This window comes from Brevibacillus massiliensis, from assembly GCF_000311785.1.
Taxonomy (GTDB): Bacteria; Bacillota; Bacilli; order Brevibacillales; family Brevibacillaceae; genus Brevibacillus_C; species Brevibacillus_C massiliensis.
In genome coordinates, this window is record NZ_HE978537.1 from 49,609 (window position 1) to 65,035 (window position 15,427).

16 protein-coding genes and 1 pseudogene are annotated in these 15,427 nt (G+C 52.4%); 4 read left to right on the forward strand and 13 right to left on the reverse strand.

Annotation, left to right across the window (positions count from 1 at the left end; genetic code table 11):
- Nucleotides 1-24 precede the first annotated feature (24 nt).
- The 5 genes and pseudogenes from HGBM_RS07660 to HGBM_RS07680 all read right to left on the reverse strand — a co-directional run bounded on the left by HGBM_RS07660 (nt 25) and on the right by HGBM_RS07680 (nt 5,810).
- Nucleotides 25-894, reverse strand: a complete 870-nt coding sequence (locus tag HGBM_RS07660; RefSeq protein WP_019120507.1) for an SDR family oxidoreductase — start codon at nt 892-894, stop codon at nt 25-27.
- Nucleotides 895-918: 24 nt separating this feature from the next.
- Nucleotides 919-2,553, reverse strand: coding sequence for a thiamine pyrophosphate-binding protein (locus tag HGBM_RS07665; RefSeq protein WP_019120508.1), 1,635 nt, complete (start codon nt 2,551-2,553; stop codon nt 919-921).
- A 171-nt stretch (nt 2,554-2,724) separates the two neighbouring features.
- Complete coding sequence (locus tag HGBM_RS07670) at nt 2,725-3,672, reverse strand: ATP-dependent DNA ligase (RefSeq protein WP_019120509.1); 948 nt, start codon at nt 3,670-3,672, stop codon at nt 2,725-2,727.
- Nucleotides 3,673-3,760: 88 nt separating this feature from the next.
- Nucleotides 3,761-5,325, reverse strand: a pseudogene (locus HGBM_RS26945) (arylsulfotransferase family protein).
- Nucleotides 5,326-5,420: 95 nt separating this feature from the next.
- A complete protein-coding gene (locus HGBM_RS07680; protein WP_019120510.1) occupies nt 5,421-5,810 on the reverse strand; it encodes a DUF1259 domain-containing protein in 390 nt (129 codons plus the stop codon).
- Between the two features lie 384 nt (nt 5,811-6,194).
- Between HGBM_RS07680 and HGBM_RS07685 the strand changes: the two genes are divergently transcribed.
- Complete coding sequence (locus HGBM_RS07685) at nt 6,195-7,541, forward strand: hemolysin family protein (protein ID WP_019120512.1); 1,347 nt, start codon at nt 6,195-6,197, stop codon at nt 7,539-7,541.
- 54 nt (nt 7,542-7,595) lie between these two features.
- Here HGBM_RS07685 and HGBM_RS07690 read toward each other — a convergent pair whose 3' ends face one another.
- The 7 genes from HGBM_RS07690 to HGBM_RS32230 form a co-directional block, all read right to left on the reverse strand.
- The gene (locus HGBM_RS07690) at nt 7,596-8,096 is read right to left on the reverse strand and encodes an arsinothricin resistance N-acetyltransferase ArsN1 family A (RefSeq protein WP_019120513.1); all 501 of its coding nucleotides are present in this window, start codon (nt 8,094-8,096) and stop codon (nt 7,596-7,598) included.
- Between the two features lie 203 nt (nt 8,097-8,299).
- Nucleotides 8,300-8,920, reverse strand: a complete 621-nt coding sequence (locus HGBM_RS26950) for a hypothetical protein (RefSeq protein ID WP_147512825.1) — start codon at nt 8,918-8,920, stop codon at nt 8,300-8,302.
- 183 nt (nt 8,921-9,103) lie between these two features.
- Nucleotides 9,104-9,520 (reverse strand): MFS transporter, encoded by a 417-nt coding sequence (locus tag HGBM_RS31585; protein WP_245552899.1) that lies wholly within the window; start codon nt 9,518-9,520, stop codon nt 9,104-9,106.
- A complete protein-coding gene (locus tag HGBM_RS26955; RefSeq protein WP_245552900.1) occupies nt 9,481-10,311 on the reverse strand; it encodes an MFS transporter in 831 nt (276 codons plus the stop codon). Before HGBM_RS26955 ends, HGBM_RS31585 begins: the two co-directional genes overlap by 40 nt.
- 86 nt (nt 10,312-10,397) lie before the next feature.
- Complete coding sequence (locus HGBM_RS07705) at nt 10,398-10,967, reverse strand: TetR/AcrR family transcriptional regulator (RefSeq protein WP_019120515.1); 570 nt, start codon at nt 10,965-10,967, stop codon at nt 10,398-10,400.
- Between the two features lie 141 nt (nt 10,968-11,108).
- Entirely contained in the window at nt 11,109-11,462 is a 354-nt protein-coding gene (locus HGBM_RS32225) for a GNAT family N-acetyltransferase (protein ID WP_315969942.1), read from the reverse strand.
- Entirely contained in the window at nt 11,459-11,656 is a 198-nt protein-coding gene (locus HGBM_RS32230) for a GNAT family N-acetyltransferase (protein ID WP_315969943.1), read from the reverse strand. Before HGBM_RS32230 ends, HGBM_RS32225 begins: the two co-directional genes overlap by 4 nt.
- Before the next feature lie 126 nt (nt 11,657-11,782).
- Here HGBM_RS32230 and HGBM_RS07715 point away from each other — a divergent pair, with 126 nt between their 5' ends.
- The 3 genes from HGBM_RS07715 to lgt all read left to right on the forward strand — a co-directional run bounded on the left by HGBM_RS07715 (nt 11,783) and on the right by lgt (nt 14,324).
- Nucleotides 11,783-12,484 carry a polysaccharide deacetylase family protein gene (locus tag HGBM_RS07715; protein WP_019120516.1) on the forward strand — a complete coding sequence of 234 codons (702 nt, stop codon included), beginning with the start codon at nt 11,783-11,785 and terminating at the stop codon, nt 12,482-12,484.
- 18 nt (nt 12,485-12,502) lie between these two features.
- The gene (gene ligD, locus HGBM_RS07720; RefSeq protein WP_019120517.1) at nt 12,503-13,411 is read left to right on the forward strand and encodes a non-homologous end-joining DNA ligase; all 909 of its coding nucleotides are present in this window, start codon (nt 12,503-12,505) and stop codon (nt 13,409-13,411) included.
- Nucleotides 13,412-13,523: 112 nt separating this feature from the next.
- On the forward strand, nt 13,524-14,324 hold the full coding sequence (gene lgt / locus HGBM_RS07725; protein ID WP_019120518.1) for a prolipoprotein diacylglyceryl transferase: 801 nt from the start codon (nt 13,524-13,526) through the stop codon (nt 14,322-14,324).
- Nucleotides 14,325-14,330: 6 nt separating this feature from the next.
- On the opposite strand, the gene coaA is transcribed toward lgt, so the two are convergent.
- Nucleotides 14,331-15,293 carry a type I pantothenate kinase gene (coaA, locus tag HGBM_RS07730; RefSeq protein WP_019120519.1) on the reverse strand — a complete coding sequence of 321 codons (963 nt, stop codon included), beginning with the start codon at nt 15,291-15,293 and terminating at the stop codon, nt 14,331-14,333.
- Nucleotides 15,294-15,427: the final 134 nt, after the last annotated feature.

The window sequence follows — 15,427 nt, forward strand, 5'->3', positions numbered from 1 at the left end:
AAGACAACTTGAAAATACAGGATATCAGCCGTTAATCACGACCCCGCCGTTGACATGGATGATCTGGCCGCTGATGTAGGAAGCGTCGTCCGAGGCCAAAAACACGTAGGCAGGAGCGATTTCCTGCGGCTGTCCGGCCCGCTTCATCGGGGTCGTGCTCCCCCAGCTGGCCACCTGGTCGGCGGGGAAAGAAGCCGGGATCAGCGGAGCCCAGACCGTGCCGGGTGCGACGCCGTTCACACGGATGCCCCTGCCGACCAGCGATTTGGACAAAGAGCGGGTGAACGAGACGATCGCTCCTTTGGTCGCGGAATAGTCGATCAATTGTTCGTTCCCTTCATAGGCAGCCAGCGATGCCGCGTTGATGATCGCGCTGCCCGGCGGAAGGTGGGGCAGCGCCGCCTTCGTCAGATAGAACATGGAAAAAAAGTTGGTGCGAAACGTCCGCTCCATCTGTTCGCTCGTGATGTTCTCAAGGCTGTTTTGCACCCACTGCTCAGCCGCGTTGTTGACCAGGATATCGAGTCGGCCGAACTGGCTGACCGTCTGCTGAACCACCTGCCGGCAAAAGGCTTCGTTGCCGAGATCGCCCGCCAGCGGCAGGCAGCGGCGCCCTTTTTGCTCGATGTAATACTTGGTTTCATTGGCGTCATCGTGTTCATCGAGGTAGACGATCGCGACGTCGGCGCCTTCCTTGGCGAAGGCAATCGAGATCGCCCGCCCCTGCCCGCTGTCTCCTCCGGTCACGATCGCCACCTTGCCCTGCAGCTTGCCGCTGGCCTTATACGCCGGATTGTCAAACAGGGGACGCGGATTCATCAAAGTCTCCAGGCCGGGCTGCCTGTCCTGGTGCTGTGGGGGGAAAGCTGGTGTCGGATTGGTGTTGGCATGCATGCTGGCTGCTCCTTTCAGGCAGATTTATCGGAAGTCCGGATGAGCGACAGGCGCGGTGTTGACGTCTACCAAAACAGGAGAGGCGGAATCGAATGCCCGCCGGAGCACCTCCGTCAACTCCGCGGCGGATTCCACCCGGTACGCCAGCCAGCCGCAGGCCTGGGCTACACTGACAAAGTCAGGCATCCGCATGATCGTCCCTTCCGGTATGTACCCCTTCTCGACCATTTTGTCGCGTTCCATCTGCAGCGACCCATTGCGAAAAAGGACGACAACGACGGGAAGCCCGTACTGGGATGCGGTCAACAGGTCGGCCAGCACCATTCCCAGACCGCCATCGCCGACCACCGCTATGACCTGCCTCTCCGGTGTGCTGATCTTTGCCGCCAGCGCCGCCGGCAGCCCGAAGCCCATGGTTCGCCAGTGGCGGGATAACAGCACGATTTGACCCTTGGCTCGAAAGTTGCGCAGGAACCAGACCGTGGAATCCCCCGTATCCAGGGTGATAATCGCGTTTTCGGCAGCGCACTGTTCGATGGCCCTGACGATTGCTGGCGGCGGGACAGGAGAACCCGGCTCCCTCCCCTCCAGTTCGTTTTGCCTGCGCCAGATTTGGATAACCTCGCGGACGTGGCGCATCCAGTCCGTCTCGCCGGAATGCCCCTGCATTTCGGCAAGGATGAGCGGGATTGCGGCTTCCGCCTCGCAGGCCAGTCCGATTTCACAGGGGATGCCGCGGCCGAGATTGGCCGCCCGCTTGTCGATCTGAACGATGCGGGCGCCTGTCGGAACGTACCCCTCCGGCCACCAGGATGTGCCCACGGCAAGCACGACATCGGCCTGGACGAAGACACCCGCAGCCAGCGGATTTCCGCCCTCGCCCAGACCGCCGAGCAGATGCGGGTGATCGTCCGGCAGCATCCCGACAGCACCGTAACTGAGCGCAATCCCCGCTCCCCATGATTGGGCCAGCTGTGCCAGAGATTTTGCCGCCGGCCTCGAACCGGTTCCCGCCAGGATCATCGGCCGGTCGGCAGAACGAAGCAGATTGATCGCATGCTGCAAGGACTCGCGATCGGGAACAGATCGGGAGACGGTCATTTTGGGCCGCGGCCTGACTGTCGTCGTCAGTGAAAAGACATCGGCAGGAATCGAAAGATGGGAAACAGCGCCGTGGGCCAACGAATGATGCAGCGCGCAAGTGAGCACATCGACGACAGCGTCAGGATGGGCGAGCAGCGTGCTGTAGCTGGCGATGGGACTGACCAGCTCCTGTTGATTCAGATACTGCTTGTGATGCGTGCCCAGTTTACTCAGCGGGACCTGGCCGGTGATCGCCAATACGGGAACGCGATCGCCGCCGGCATCACCCAGCCCGCTCAGCAGATTGCACAACCCCGGTCCCATCTGTGCCGCGCAAACCCCAATCCCGCCGGTCAGCTTCGCTTCCGCCGACGCCATCATCGCGGCAACCTGCTCGTGCCGGACCGCGATAAACTGGATCGCATGCTGTCTGGCAATGGCGTCAAGCAGACCGAAGATGCTGTCGCCGACAACACCGTAAATCCGTTTGACGCCCCAAAGCCGCAGTTGTTCCAGAATGACTTCTGCAACGGTATGGGGGGCAGCGTTAACAGGGATTTGCGCAAGATCGGACATCAGGATAGCTCCTTTGCACGAAAATGTATATCAAGGGAAATTATTCCCCATTCAAAGGAGAAGCATCCAAAACCCGTTAGTAATCCCGCACAGTAAAAGAGCATCGGGGAAACTTCTTCTTTCCCCGATGCTCTTTCATTCCATTTCGTACAGACGACTCTGGCAATGAAATTATTTACTCTGTGAAAATGTACATTCAGATACATGAACATCAACAATTGCCTGAATACTGGGGTGTCTCATTGTGGCACCCGGAGTCCATTCCAAAAACTGGACTTTCACGACGATCTCCGGTTTTACCCAAATCGCTCCTTTGATCCTCTCAGGTTGATTTGCAAAGGGTTTGCTGTCGATGGTCAGTGTCAGTATCTTCTCGGTAAGGTTTTCCCAGTCCTTATGATTCAATTTTCCCGTGCCAACATGGCCGATGTACACGAAATGGCCGCTTCCATCGTATAAACCGAGAAGTAACGCGTTAACAACGCCATTGCGAAACGTTGCCCCGCCGACAGCAGCAAACAGGTCGCGTAAAATTTTCTTCTTTTGCCATCGTTTGTCTTTTCCGTGAATCACGTACTGGCTTTCCAGGTCCTTGCAAACGATCCCTTCCATATCGTGTTGCTTCATGACCTGAAATAAAGCGTCCCCGTCGGGAAAATTCTGCACGATTTGCACATTGGGATTCTCTGTAATGATGTGCTGCAGGATCTGCTGTCGATCCGACAATTTTTGGTCTACAATCCAACTTCCGTTATAGTATAAAACGTCAAAAATCATATAGGTAACGGGTATTTGCTTGATCGCCAATTCTATACTTTTACTCTTTCGTAAACTGTCCCGTTTCATGATCTCATGAAAGGACGGTCTTTTGTCGTCAAAAGCGATGATTTCCCCATCAAGAATAACGGATGATGCGGAACAATACTTTTGGATGTCCCCTAATTCAGGGTACTGTTTCGTACGATCATGCAGTCTTCTGTTGACGAAACGTACCTCATGCCCATTGAAGTACGCAAGCATTCGAACCCCGTCCCACTTTATTTGTGCAACCCAGTTTTCCCCTTGGGGGATTTGACTTGTGATGATTGGCTCAAACGGAACGACAGGTTTTAAGTCCATACAAACCTCCACAACTCTCTGATGCTTACAGTTTGTCCTGGTTAAATTGATTTTTTACACAAACGTGTAAACACAGGGGCTGCAGGCGCTACTCATGTTCTGCTTGTTCCGCTTGGACAATCTGTGACACACCAATTACCTGGCCGCGAAAATCCAATGCGCGCACCTGAAAATAGGGCCCCGCTGAAGGAACGTGAATATCTGTTTCAAATCCGGTACGCGGGGCGCTGTCTACCACCGCTGCCAAGCTTTTACGGGTTGGACCAGCCAGTACCTGCCAAGCGGCCGTTTCAGTCGAACCGTTCCACGATGCATACACATTCGCAGCATCTTCATTCAGAACGACATCCATGCTGGGTGGATAAAGCGGCAAACCTACCCATTCATTTTTAAACGCCCTGTAAGAGAGATTTTGACCCGGAAATCGCATATCATATATAAAATTCAAGGAAGGATCTTTTGCCGTATTACCCGCATTTTTATATTCAGAAAGATACGATTCCTGTCCCCATCCAACGAATTGATTTCCGTTGGATAGTTTTTGAACATTTCCTTGACTTGGAACAAACAGCTTTGGATCGTGATAATAAGTTCGATCTGCATTGGCAGTCATGTTTTTGAAATCGAGCTTAAGGATTAAGCCGTGTGCTTGGCTTTGGGGCGGAGAGCTTGAGGAAGCGCAACAAGCATCATCAAACATACTGATCCTGTTTCCAGGTCTGTAACGCGCATCATGCTGCCAGGAAAATCCGGCTTTTGGACCAAGGGTAAAATCGCTTTTTTTCCGCCGAGCTGCCAAATGATATTCCCCGTTTCCTTGTCAACATGATAAATGGCCCACATGTTCCGCATGCTGATCAAAAGTGTATTGTTTGGCCCCTCTTCAACAGAATTCACGTGAAAACAGTCCCATATATTATGGGAGCTCGTTGCAGATGACGCGGGCAGCATCGAGTCGGCCGGGTTCACATGTTCCAGCACATCCCAAAAGAAAAGCAGCCTGCCTGTTGCGAGATCGACTTCTTGAATGGAGTAATTGTCAACATAGCCATTTGCCGGCCCTCCATACGGTGTCAGATCTACCGGTACTTGTTTTACAGCGGTAAACAATGCCGTATGTCGCTGAGTAATCGTAAACTCGTGAACATCGGCAGTGAACCCCCTTTTGGCCTTGACTCGCTTGATCACGTTATAATTCTGATTCAGGATTTGGAAAAAAGCGCCAGGTTCAGGATCCCCTGCCGGAAGATTGGGATGTGCGGACTGAGTTCCTGATATCGTTCCTTGCCACATGGTAAGAACGGGGCGCCCGTTGTAGGATTGGACTCGAAAGTCCGTATTTTGCGTAAAAATGCTGTCGAGCGGCCGAAACCAGACCGGGTTGCCAGCCTGATCCATGATCAGTGCACCTGTTTGACCTATCATCTTGACTCCAAACGGAACATACGGCGCAACGAAGATGAAGCCGGGAGCTGTTCCCGGCTTATTCACATTTATCGTAACCTTCATCGGATGCAAGTCGGGGGCCGAAACAAATCTCCACGCTTGTGAGCTTGGATTGCCCGCTGCCATGTCATCCGTATGTGTATACATGCGGGATGACAGTTTCCCCGTCGTGCGTCCTTTCCGTTTTTTTCCTTTATTTTTGGGCATGGGTTAACACTCTCCCTTCCATACCATTCTTATGAATGAAGGGAAAAAGTGTGCTTATGCCTAGACCGGGCGGGGGAGGTTCTTTCCATCCTGATTCAAGCGGCGTTCAACGCTTTCCTGACTTTTCTTGCAAAAATCAACGGTTTTTCAACAGACTCGATATTGACATATAGTAACCGCGGATTTTCGAACAACCATTCGTTGTGTATGGACGATACCTTGATGCCCTGTTCACGGATGACAGAAACAAATGGCTCCACTTCTTTTGGTAACAAGGCAATTCTTCCCAAACACAACGCCTTGCCGCTTTTCCGATTGAATGATTCGAATGAGAAGGAAGATGTCACCGTAAACCTTTTTGACAAAATGATCGCGTTCATTTGATTTCGTGATAGGGTAGCCACGCACTTTCCACCGGCAAATCCAGGCTGCCCGCCTATCACTTTGGCAAGCTGGCGGCAAAGTGTCTTTTCCTTGTTCAGCATAGATATTTTCCTCCTGTTCGCAGAATGGCAAGTGTTTGGGCGGGGCTTGCCGGAAGAGTCGACCTGTCGGCGGGTTGCTTGATGACCCGCTATTTCCAGCTTCGAGAACACACTGTAATACAAAGAATGTCGGTTCAAAGAAATGTGTGTGGGCAGATAGAGTGTTCTATTGGTCTATTTTTCGCCAAACCTCACGCATGCGATTGCGCTGCTCCGGGCACGCCAGGTTCAAAAAGGTTGTGAAAACAGGTTGCTGGCTCTTATTTTTAACCCGATTTATCCCCTGATCGGGCAAAAATCAGTCTAATTGAACTTTGAATGAGGATACGGATAGCTGTTATAGTTGTTAGTGAAGACGGCTAATACCGAAAGGATGATACGTTTTTGGACATTGTTCCGATAGTGCTTAACCTCGTTCTTGTGATGTTTCTCGTTTTGCTGAACGGCTTCTTTGTCGCCGCCGAATTTGCCCTGGTCAAAGTGCGGCAAACACGCCTCACACAGCTTGTGAATGAAGGCAATAAACGCGCTGTTTACGCACAAAAGGTCTCGCAAAAATTAGACGCGTACATGTCGGCATGCCAGGTGGGTATTACCCTCGCCTCCCTTGGATTGGGCTGGGTCGGGGAACCGGCGATTGCTCACATGATTATTGAGCCTTTGCTGGGGAACTTGCATCTGCCTGACTATGTCATGTCTACCCTGTCGTTCGGCGCCGCCTTTGCCATCATTACGTTTCTCCATATCGTCTTGGGGGAACTGGCTCCGAAGTCGCTGGCGATCCAGAAGGCGGAGGCCGCCTCGTTGTGGGCAGCACCACCGCTGATGCTGTTTTACAAAGTGTTTTATCCCGCGATCTGGTTGTTGAATGGCACGGCAAACCGCCTGCTTAAATGGTTGGGCTTGGAACCTGTCTCCGATCACGAAACCGCCCATACAGAAGAAGAAATTCGCTTGCTGGTGAACGAGAGCCATAAGAGCGGCCATATTGATCAGACTGAGTTTACATTGGTCAAACAAGTTTTCGACTTTTCTGAAAAATTGGCTCGTGAAGTGATGATTCCTCGTATCGATATGGTATGTTTATATACATCAAACTCGTTCCAAGAGAACCTGGACATCATCCGTTCCGAGCGGCATACCCGTTTTCCGGTAGCCGCCCTGGACAAGGACAACATCATCGGGTTCGTGCACGCCACCGATTTCTACCTGGCTGCATTGCATGAGGGAGAAGCGGAGATTGAACAGCTGCTTCGTCCGGTGCTGACCGTGCCTGAAACGATGGAGATCAGTCAGGTGCTTCGCCTGATGCAGAAGCGTCGTTCGCAAATCGCCATCGTCATTGACGAATTCGGCGGTACCTCCGGCCTTGTGACGTTGGAAGACATCCTGGAAGAAATCGTCGGCGATATCCAGGACGAATTTGACGAACAAAAGCGGGCAGAGATCGAAAAAAGAGAAAAGGGCTTGTCCGTCTCCGGGCAGACATTGCTTTCCGATCTGAACGAACACTTGACGTTTGAACTTGAATCAGCTGATGTCGACACCATTGGCGGATGGGTGTACAGCCAATTGGAAGAAGAGATTGCTGCAGGCAAATCGGTCAAGTGGGCGAATCACCTGTTTACCATCACCGAGATGGAGAACCACCGGATTAACCGGATTGAGATCACCCCTTGCGAAATAGACGAAAAAACAGAAGCTGAACTGCCGTTGCATCCGGCATCGTGACGACAAAGAGCCACCTATTCCCCTTCGCTTTCGGGGAATAGGTGGCTTTTGCAGTCATGATAAAAGCCATTTTTCCATCGCCATGACGTCTACGAACCGTCCATCCAAGATTCCCTGCTTTTCAAACACGCCAACTTCCCGGTAGCCGCATTTGCGATACAGCCCTTGGCCAAGCTGATTGGAAGGAAACGTAAACAGAACGATCTTGTAAAACCCGTTCGCCTTTGCCACCTTGTCGATGGCATGAAGCAGCTGGCTGCCGATCCCTTTGCCGCGAAACCGGCGGTCTACGTAGATGGAAAGATCAGCTACTCCGTTATAGGCACAGCGATGTGAATAACGATTTAAAGATGCCCAACCGACGATTTCTCCTGCGATTCCGGCAACGAGTACCGCATATCGTCCCTGGTGCTCCCGAAACCAGCCTTCCATATAGGCCATGTCCTTGGGGTCCGACTCCAAAGTAGCGATCCGATCCTCGATTCCCTGGTTGTAAATACGCAGGATGGCTGCAACATCGGCAGGTTCGGCGCTGCGAACGGCGACATCTGACATACTGGTCTTCCCTTCCCCTCTCGGTCATGTATCGTCAAGCTGCCAAACGCAAGGATGTATATACAGTTATTTTACAGCGGCGATACCGTTTCGGACAGTCTTATCCTCTCCCGGGTTCAGAAAAGCGGCAAACAGGAAAAGGGACCCCGCAGCGGAGTCCCTTCCATATCTAGAATGATCTTTTTTTATTGACCGATCAGACGCTATGTGTCCGTATCCCAATACCACTCCGTGATGGACATGATGGCGAAATCGCTTGGCATCCGCATCCTTTGCCGGAGTGCCGCAACGGGCAGCAGCACATCGGTTAAGGCAAACTCCGGTTTGCGAGGTATCCACTCCATCCCCTGTTTTCTCGTAGAAAACACAAAGATGTTCGGCCCCACTTCCGCGAATTTCATCCGCTGCAGTGTCTTTCGTCCGGCAACGCTTGCCGCAATCGCGTAAATCACATCGATGAAATAGCCGCGTTTCCTCATCTGCCGCAAGTGTTCTTGCAGGAGCAGGAACAGATGCTTCGCCCGGATCGCCGGATACTTCCGCTTATCCACCACAATGGAAGACAAGTAGGCTTGGTACCAGCCCATTTTTCGGTAGGGCAGCACACTTCCCTCCGTCTCCGCCTCATTGGATGTGCCCCGCTTGATTTTTTCGGCAATCTCCGCTGATATCGGAACGAGAGTAACGTAACCGACCAGATCAGCCCCGTGCTTGATGCAAATGTCGGTGTACGGGTTTGTCTCCAAACGCTTTTGTGTAATCTCTTGATCCACAAGGTATTCCGGTTGGTAGACGATCGCATCCAGATTGACTAATTTCTCCACGTCATCCTTTTGCAAGTAATGAATACTGAAGATCTACATCTCCTTTTTTTGAACCCAAAAACCAAATCAACCATAATAGTTTTTTAGGTTTTGGATATTTACATTATACTCCTCCGGGCAGCATCTGTTCAAGGCCGGCCATCCGCCGCTGCCGCCGCCCTGCCGCCATTTTCCCGATAAACTTCAACTTTCTTTCCGGAAACGCCCCATCGTTCCTTTTTTCTTTGGAATCAACGTGACGGACATCAGCGCGGCACAGAGAAGAATGCCTGCGCCGACGGCAATGAGCGCCGCGGGAATGGAGATAAAGTCAGTTAATACGCCTCCGGCGATCGGACCTGCGATCATCCCGATTGCATGAAACATATTGAACAAGGCGTACGCCGAACCGTAATCGCCGTTTCTCCCTACTCGATCGACAATCCCCCCGAGTGTCGAAAGGGTGGGCGACAATGTAAAGCCGATGACGGCACCGACCAGAATCATCACGAGAACCGTCTGCCAAAGGGGATACGGGATGACTAAGAGCTGCAGCGAGATAGACAACAAGACCAAGCCGATCAGCATGAGGGCATACGGATTGTACCGACCCGAGAGCATACAGGTGCGATCACTCCGTACGCCAACGTCATCACGCCAAACAGCAGGCCGAGTCCAACCGGTGTGATGGCCAACCTTTGGGTCAAGTGCATGGGCAAAAGAGGCTCCAATAGCGTCAGGGTCGTCTCGGCCAGCAAGATGATGCAGGCGATGAACAGCACGGAGCGGTTGCGCAGAAAAGGCAGGACTCCCTGGTTGGCTTCACATTTGCTGCGGGTCGGCTCTTTGAGCAGCAGCAGGACCAGCACGAAGTTGAGTACAATCAAACCGGTGGAAAAGAAAAACGGCAGCTCATAGCCACCCATTTCAAACAGCCAACCGCCGATCGGGGCCCCCAGCAAGGAGCCGGTCGAGATGCCCGTCAAGGCAATGCCCATCGCCGCACCGCGCGATTTGCCGGAAAACAGGTCGGCCAGCAGGGCCAAAGCCGCTGTCCAGGAAGCTGCCGCTGCAATCCCCTGGACAATACGGGCGACAATCAGGGTGAGCATCGTTTTGGCAAATGCAAACAAACAAGTCGAGACGGCAAGGCCCAACAACCCGAAGACGATGGGTACCTTCCTGCCCACGCGATCCGCTGTCCTGCCAAAAAATGGCGTCGCCGCAAACAGCGCCACCGCGTAACTGCCGAACAGGATACCGAGCGCTGAAGAGGAGGGCTGCAGGTTCTCTGTGAAATAAGGAATCAGCGGAATCAGCAAACTGTAAAGCAGTATATCGACAAATAGAATCGATATCACCAGGCATAGTCCGATCCACTGCGGCTTGCTCATTTTTTGATTGACTGACATCGTAATCACCTCTGCCCTGTAACCATGTAAACTAAAATTGTTTTTTAAGTTTCCACGCAAAAAAGAGAGAATCTCCGTGCTTTTATCTAGCTTTCACGTTTCTCCCTCGATACCAGACCATACAGCAAAATCTCCACGATAGACGAAAGGGCTTCGTCCAGGTTAATGTGGTTGTTCATGTAGAAACGCTGATCGAGAATGGAATTCGTCGCGTCCACGATCAGCTTCATGATCAGGGCCGGACTTTTGGCAACGATCAGCCCTTCTTCAATCCCTTGCTCTATCAGCATGCGAAGCACGTCCCAATCGTCTTTGAGAGCGGCGTCGATCTTGGCCCACTGCTCCGGGAAATAGCGTTTCATTTGATCCAAAATCTTCAAATCGTAAAGTTCGTAATGGTTTGGCAATACGGTCATGACACCGGTGATTTTTTCGATTAAAGACAGCTGTTCGTCCCGGACGATTTGCCTCGTCTTTTCATCCGCTTCCTGCAAGGTTTGGTCGATTATCGTCTCCAAAACCTCGACCTTGGAAGAGAAATGTTCATACAGCGTCCGCTTGCTGATGCCAAGCCGCTTGGATAAATCATCCATGGTAAATTTCATGCCGCTGTCATGGATCTCTTCTATAAAAGCCTGCATGATCCGATCTTTCATGATCAGCCCCCCGCAATAAGTTCTGTAAATCACCGAAACGAAAATCGTTTTTTCAGTTTCCGAAGTTTATTTTACATCATCCAAAGCGAAAGGGCAAGTGCCTGCAGCGGCACTTCACCCCCTTTGCCAATCGTCAACAGGTTACTCCTTCATCGCTTCATACTCGGTTTTTAAGATCCCCATGTATACCATATCGTGATAGGTTCCATTGAAAAAGTATCTCTGCCTGATTCTTCCCTCTTCTCTAAATCCGCACTTGAGGTAGCAGTGGTAGGCCTGTGCATTGAAATCGTGCACTTTCAATTCAAGCTTGTGCAAATTCAACCGCTCAAAGACAAAACCCTGCAAGAGGCGGATGGCTTCAGAGCCGTATCCCTTCCCCTGGTCGCACGCTCTGCCGATGACAATGCCCATCTCTGCCACTCTATTCTTCCAATCGATCTGGTGCAAGTCGATTTGCCCGATGTACTCCGCCGTATCCTTGCGGGCGATCACAAAGCCTCTTTGTTCTCCTTTTTTTCCAGCATCGCATGCAGGAAGCCCTCCGTATCGTTTACCGTCTGGGGGAAGAGAAAAATATCCGAGAGTTGGTTGACGATTTCCGGATCATTGACCCATTGGCGCATATGCGGCAAATCCTCCTGCATGTATTCCCTCAGCATCATCCGCTCACCCAGTATTCTTGGCATGATGCCTTTCTCCCTCCCGGATTGTTTTTTTCCTATCATACAGCGCGATTGCATTCATTTCCACTCATAGTCTCCTGACAAACAGCCACATTATGTACTGAAACGAAAACAGGGAGAATCACGACCATGAACTGGAAAAACATCCTTCTGGTGGCCGTCAGCCTTGTCGCCTGCGGATGGACCTCAACTCCCGCCGCGGCAAAATCGCCGCCGCATACGATCTTTCACGTCAACACCAGCCAAAAGCTGATCGCCCTCACCTTTGATGACGGTCCCCATCCTGTGTACACGATGAGGCTCCTCAAGATCCTGGACAAGTACAACGCCAAAGGGACGTTTTTCGTCGTCGGACAAAGGGCGAAGTGGTATCCCAAAGTCATCCGGAAAATTCATCGCAAAGGGCATGAGCTGGGCAATCACACGTACACCCATCCGCCGATGAGGAGGGTCAGCGCCCGAAGGCTGAAGCAGGAAATTCAACGGACCGACCAAATTATCCATGCCTTGACCGGAACCTATCCCGTCTTTTTCCGGCCGCCCGGGGGAGAGCTGACACACACGGTCCTCCGCGAGTCAGCCAGGCAAAAGCATCCGATCGCCATCTGGTCTTATGCGCAGGACACGCAAGACTGGAAAAACCCTGGTGTAGGCAAGATCGTAACCAGGGTGACGGGAAGCGCCAAGCCCGGCAACATCGTCTTGTTCCACGATTCCGGCGTTGACCGCACCCAAACGCTGCAGGCTGTGGAGAGAACGCTGGCCATCCTCTCAAAGCGGGGCTACAAATTCGTCACCTTGTCCGAGCTCATGCGCCATCACCAACAGTAGGGAACGGGGGAAACCGACATGCCGGCAGCAACCCAGGAACACGTCTTGACCATTGAAGGGAAGACGCTTACGATCAGCAATCCAGACAAGCCGCTGTGGCCGGAAGCAGGTGTGACCAAACTGGCTTATCTTCAGTACCTGCTGGCCGTAGCTCCAGTCATGCTGCGCTACACGAAAAACCGTCTGCTGACCGTCATCCGCTATCCCCACGGCATCCACGACAAGCATTTTTACCAAAAAAACGTTCCCGATTACGCACCCGAGTGGATCGCGACTGCCGTCTGGGAGAAAACCCGCTACCCCTTGCTCAACGATCTGCCCACCCTCATCTGGATGGCAAACCAGGCCGCTTTGGAGTGGCATGTCTCCTTCCACTTCGTCGGCGACGAAATCCCGACAGAGCTGGTATTTGACCTCGATCCCTCGACTCCGGAATTCGAGCCCGCGGTGGAGGCCGCCCTGCGGGTAAAAGAGGTGCTTGATGAACTGCAGTTGGCCTCCTACGTGAAAACCTCGGGTGCCAGCGGCCTGCAGATCTACATTCCGATCAAACGGCGTTACCGCTTTGAACAGACGCGCCAGGTCGGGAAGTTCGTCGCCACCTACCTGACGGAAAAATTTCCGCAGTTTTTAACCGTGGAGCGGCTGGTTAAAAATCGCGGCACCAAGCTTTACATCGACTATCTGCAGCACTGGCGGGGCAAGACGCTGGCCGCCCCCTACTCCACCCGGGCAAAACCGCAGGCGACCGTCTCCACCCCGCTCACCTGGCAGGAGGTGCCGCATATCCATCCGACCCACTTTACGGTTCACAACGTGCCTGATCGGCTGCAGCAGAAAGGCGATCTGTTCGCCCCCCTGCTTGACGAAGACAACCGGGCTTCGCTCGACTCGATCCTGGGATTTTTGTCAAAAAAGAAAACATGAGCAGCACCTATTCCCTTTAAAAGGAATGTGCTGCTTGTTTTCACGGAAAAATAGGGGTGATTATGTTATACTGACATAAGACATATCCTTTACCAGAAGGAGGAGAACTGTTTTGCTTGATCCAATCGCCTTTTGGCTGGGCCCGATTCCGGTACATTGGTACGGCATCATCATGGGGTCGGCATTTTTCATCGGGACTTATTTGGCCCACTATCATGCCAAACGGGCGGGCATAAATCCTGACCACGTGCTCAACATGGTCCTCTGGATCATTCCGTCGGCAATCATCTGTGCCCGCGCCTACTACGTTTTCTTTGAAAGAGAGAATTACCACAGCCTGTTGGAGATGATTGCGGTCTGGAAAGGCGGATTGGCCATTCACGGCGGCCTGATCGGCGGCCTGATCGCAGGCACCTTGTACATCCGCAAACACAAACTGCCCTTCCTGCTGTTCGGCGATTTGCTGATGCCGAGTGTCATCCTCGGTCAGGCGATCGGCCGCTGGGGCAATTTTATGAACCAGGAAGCGCACGGCGGAGTGGTTTCTGCTGAATTCATGTCGCACTTTCCCGCGTTTATTCGCGATCAGATGTTGATTGACGGCGTCTACTACGCGCCGACCTTCCTCTATGAGTCGTTATGGAATTTATTGGTGTTTGCTGTTCTGCTCCTCCTGCTGTACCGCTTTAAGCGCTTTGACGGCCAGGTCCTGTTCAGCTATCTGATCCTCTACTCCATCGGTCGCTTTGTAATCGAAGGAATGCGCACAGACAGCCTGCTGATCGGCTCTTTGCGGGTCGCCCAGCTGGTCAGCCTGTCGCTTATCGTGATCGGCATCGTGCTTTACATCACTTTTTGGCTAAAATCCAACTCCAAGCGGTCCAAGGCGGAGCCAATTGAGCAATTGGATTGACGGCCCTTACAATTTGCGCAATTTGACGCCCCGCACCGCATGGTCGGGGCCTTTTTCCAGGATCAGCTGGGCCCGCCCCCGCGTCGGCAGGATGTTGTGCACCAGATTGACGTCATTGATTTCCCGCCAAATTTGCTTGGCTACTTGCACCGCCTCATCGACCGTCAAGCTGGCATAGCGGTGGAAGTAGGAATCAGGACTTTGGAACGCCGTGTTGCGCAGCACTTTAAATCGTTCGATGTACCAGTGTTCGATATCCTTTTTATCGGCGTCGACGTAAATGGAGAAGTCAAAAAAGTCAGAGACAAAGACGCGGGGTCCATACCCTGTACTGCTCTCCGTCGTATTTTGCAGAACATTTAACCCTTCCACGATCACAATGTCCGGCTGCCGGATTACCTGGACCTCATCAGGCAAAATATCGTACGCCAAATGGGAATAGACGGGCGCGACTACTTCCGGTTTTCCCGATTTGACATCGGCCATGAACCGAATCAACCGTTTGACATCGTAGCTTTCCGGAAACCCCTTGCGCTTCATCAAGCCGCGTTCTTCCAGGATCCTGTTGGGGTAGAGAAACCCGTCTGTGGTAACGAGGTCCACTTTGGGATGGTTGGGCCAGCGGGCGAGCAGCGCCTGCAAAATTCTTGCCGTCGTGCTCTTCCCTACCGCCACGCTGCCGGCGACACCGATGATGTACGGAACCTTGTTCGTCGTATTGCCGAGAAAAGTCTTGGTGGCGTTAAACAGTTCCTGCGTAGCCGCCACATACAGATTCAACAGGCGGGACAGCGGCAGGTAGATTTCGGCCACTTCCTCTAGCGACAGCCGCTCGTTGATTCCCTGCAGATTCACCAGGTCGGCTTCGGATAGCGACAGCGGAGTTACCTCCCGCAGGCTCGCCCATTCCTTGCGACTAAAAGAAATGTATGGTGAAAAGTTTTTTTTACGGGCAGATTTTACGGTCATTTTTCCAGTCCCCTTTTTCCGGCTAGCATATGCAACATCCCTATGGTAACACATTTTTGTGCTGTCCGAACACAAAAGCGCTGCCTTTTTGCGTGAATGCGAGAGGTCAGCGCTTTTTTTGCTTGTCTGAATAT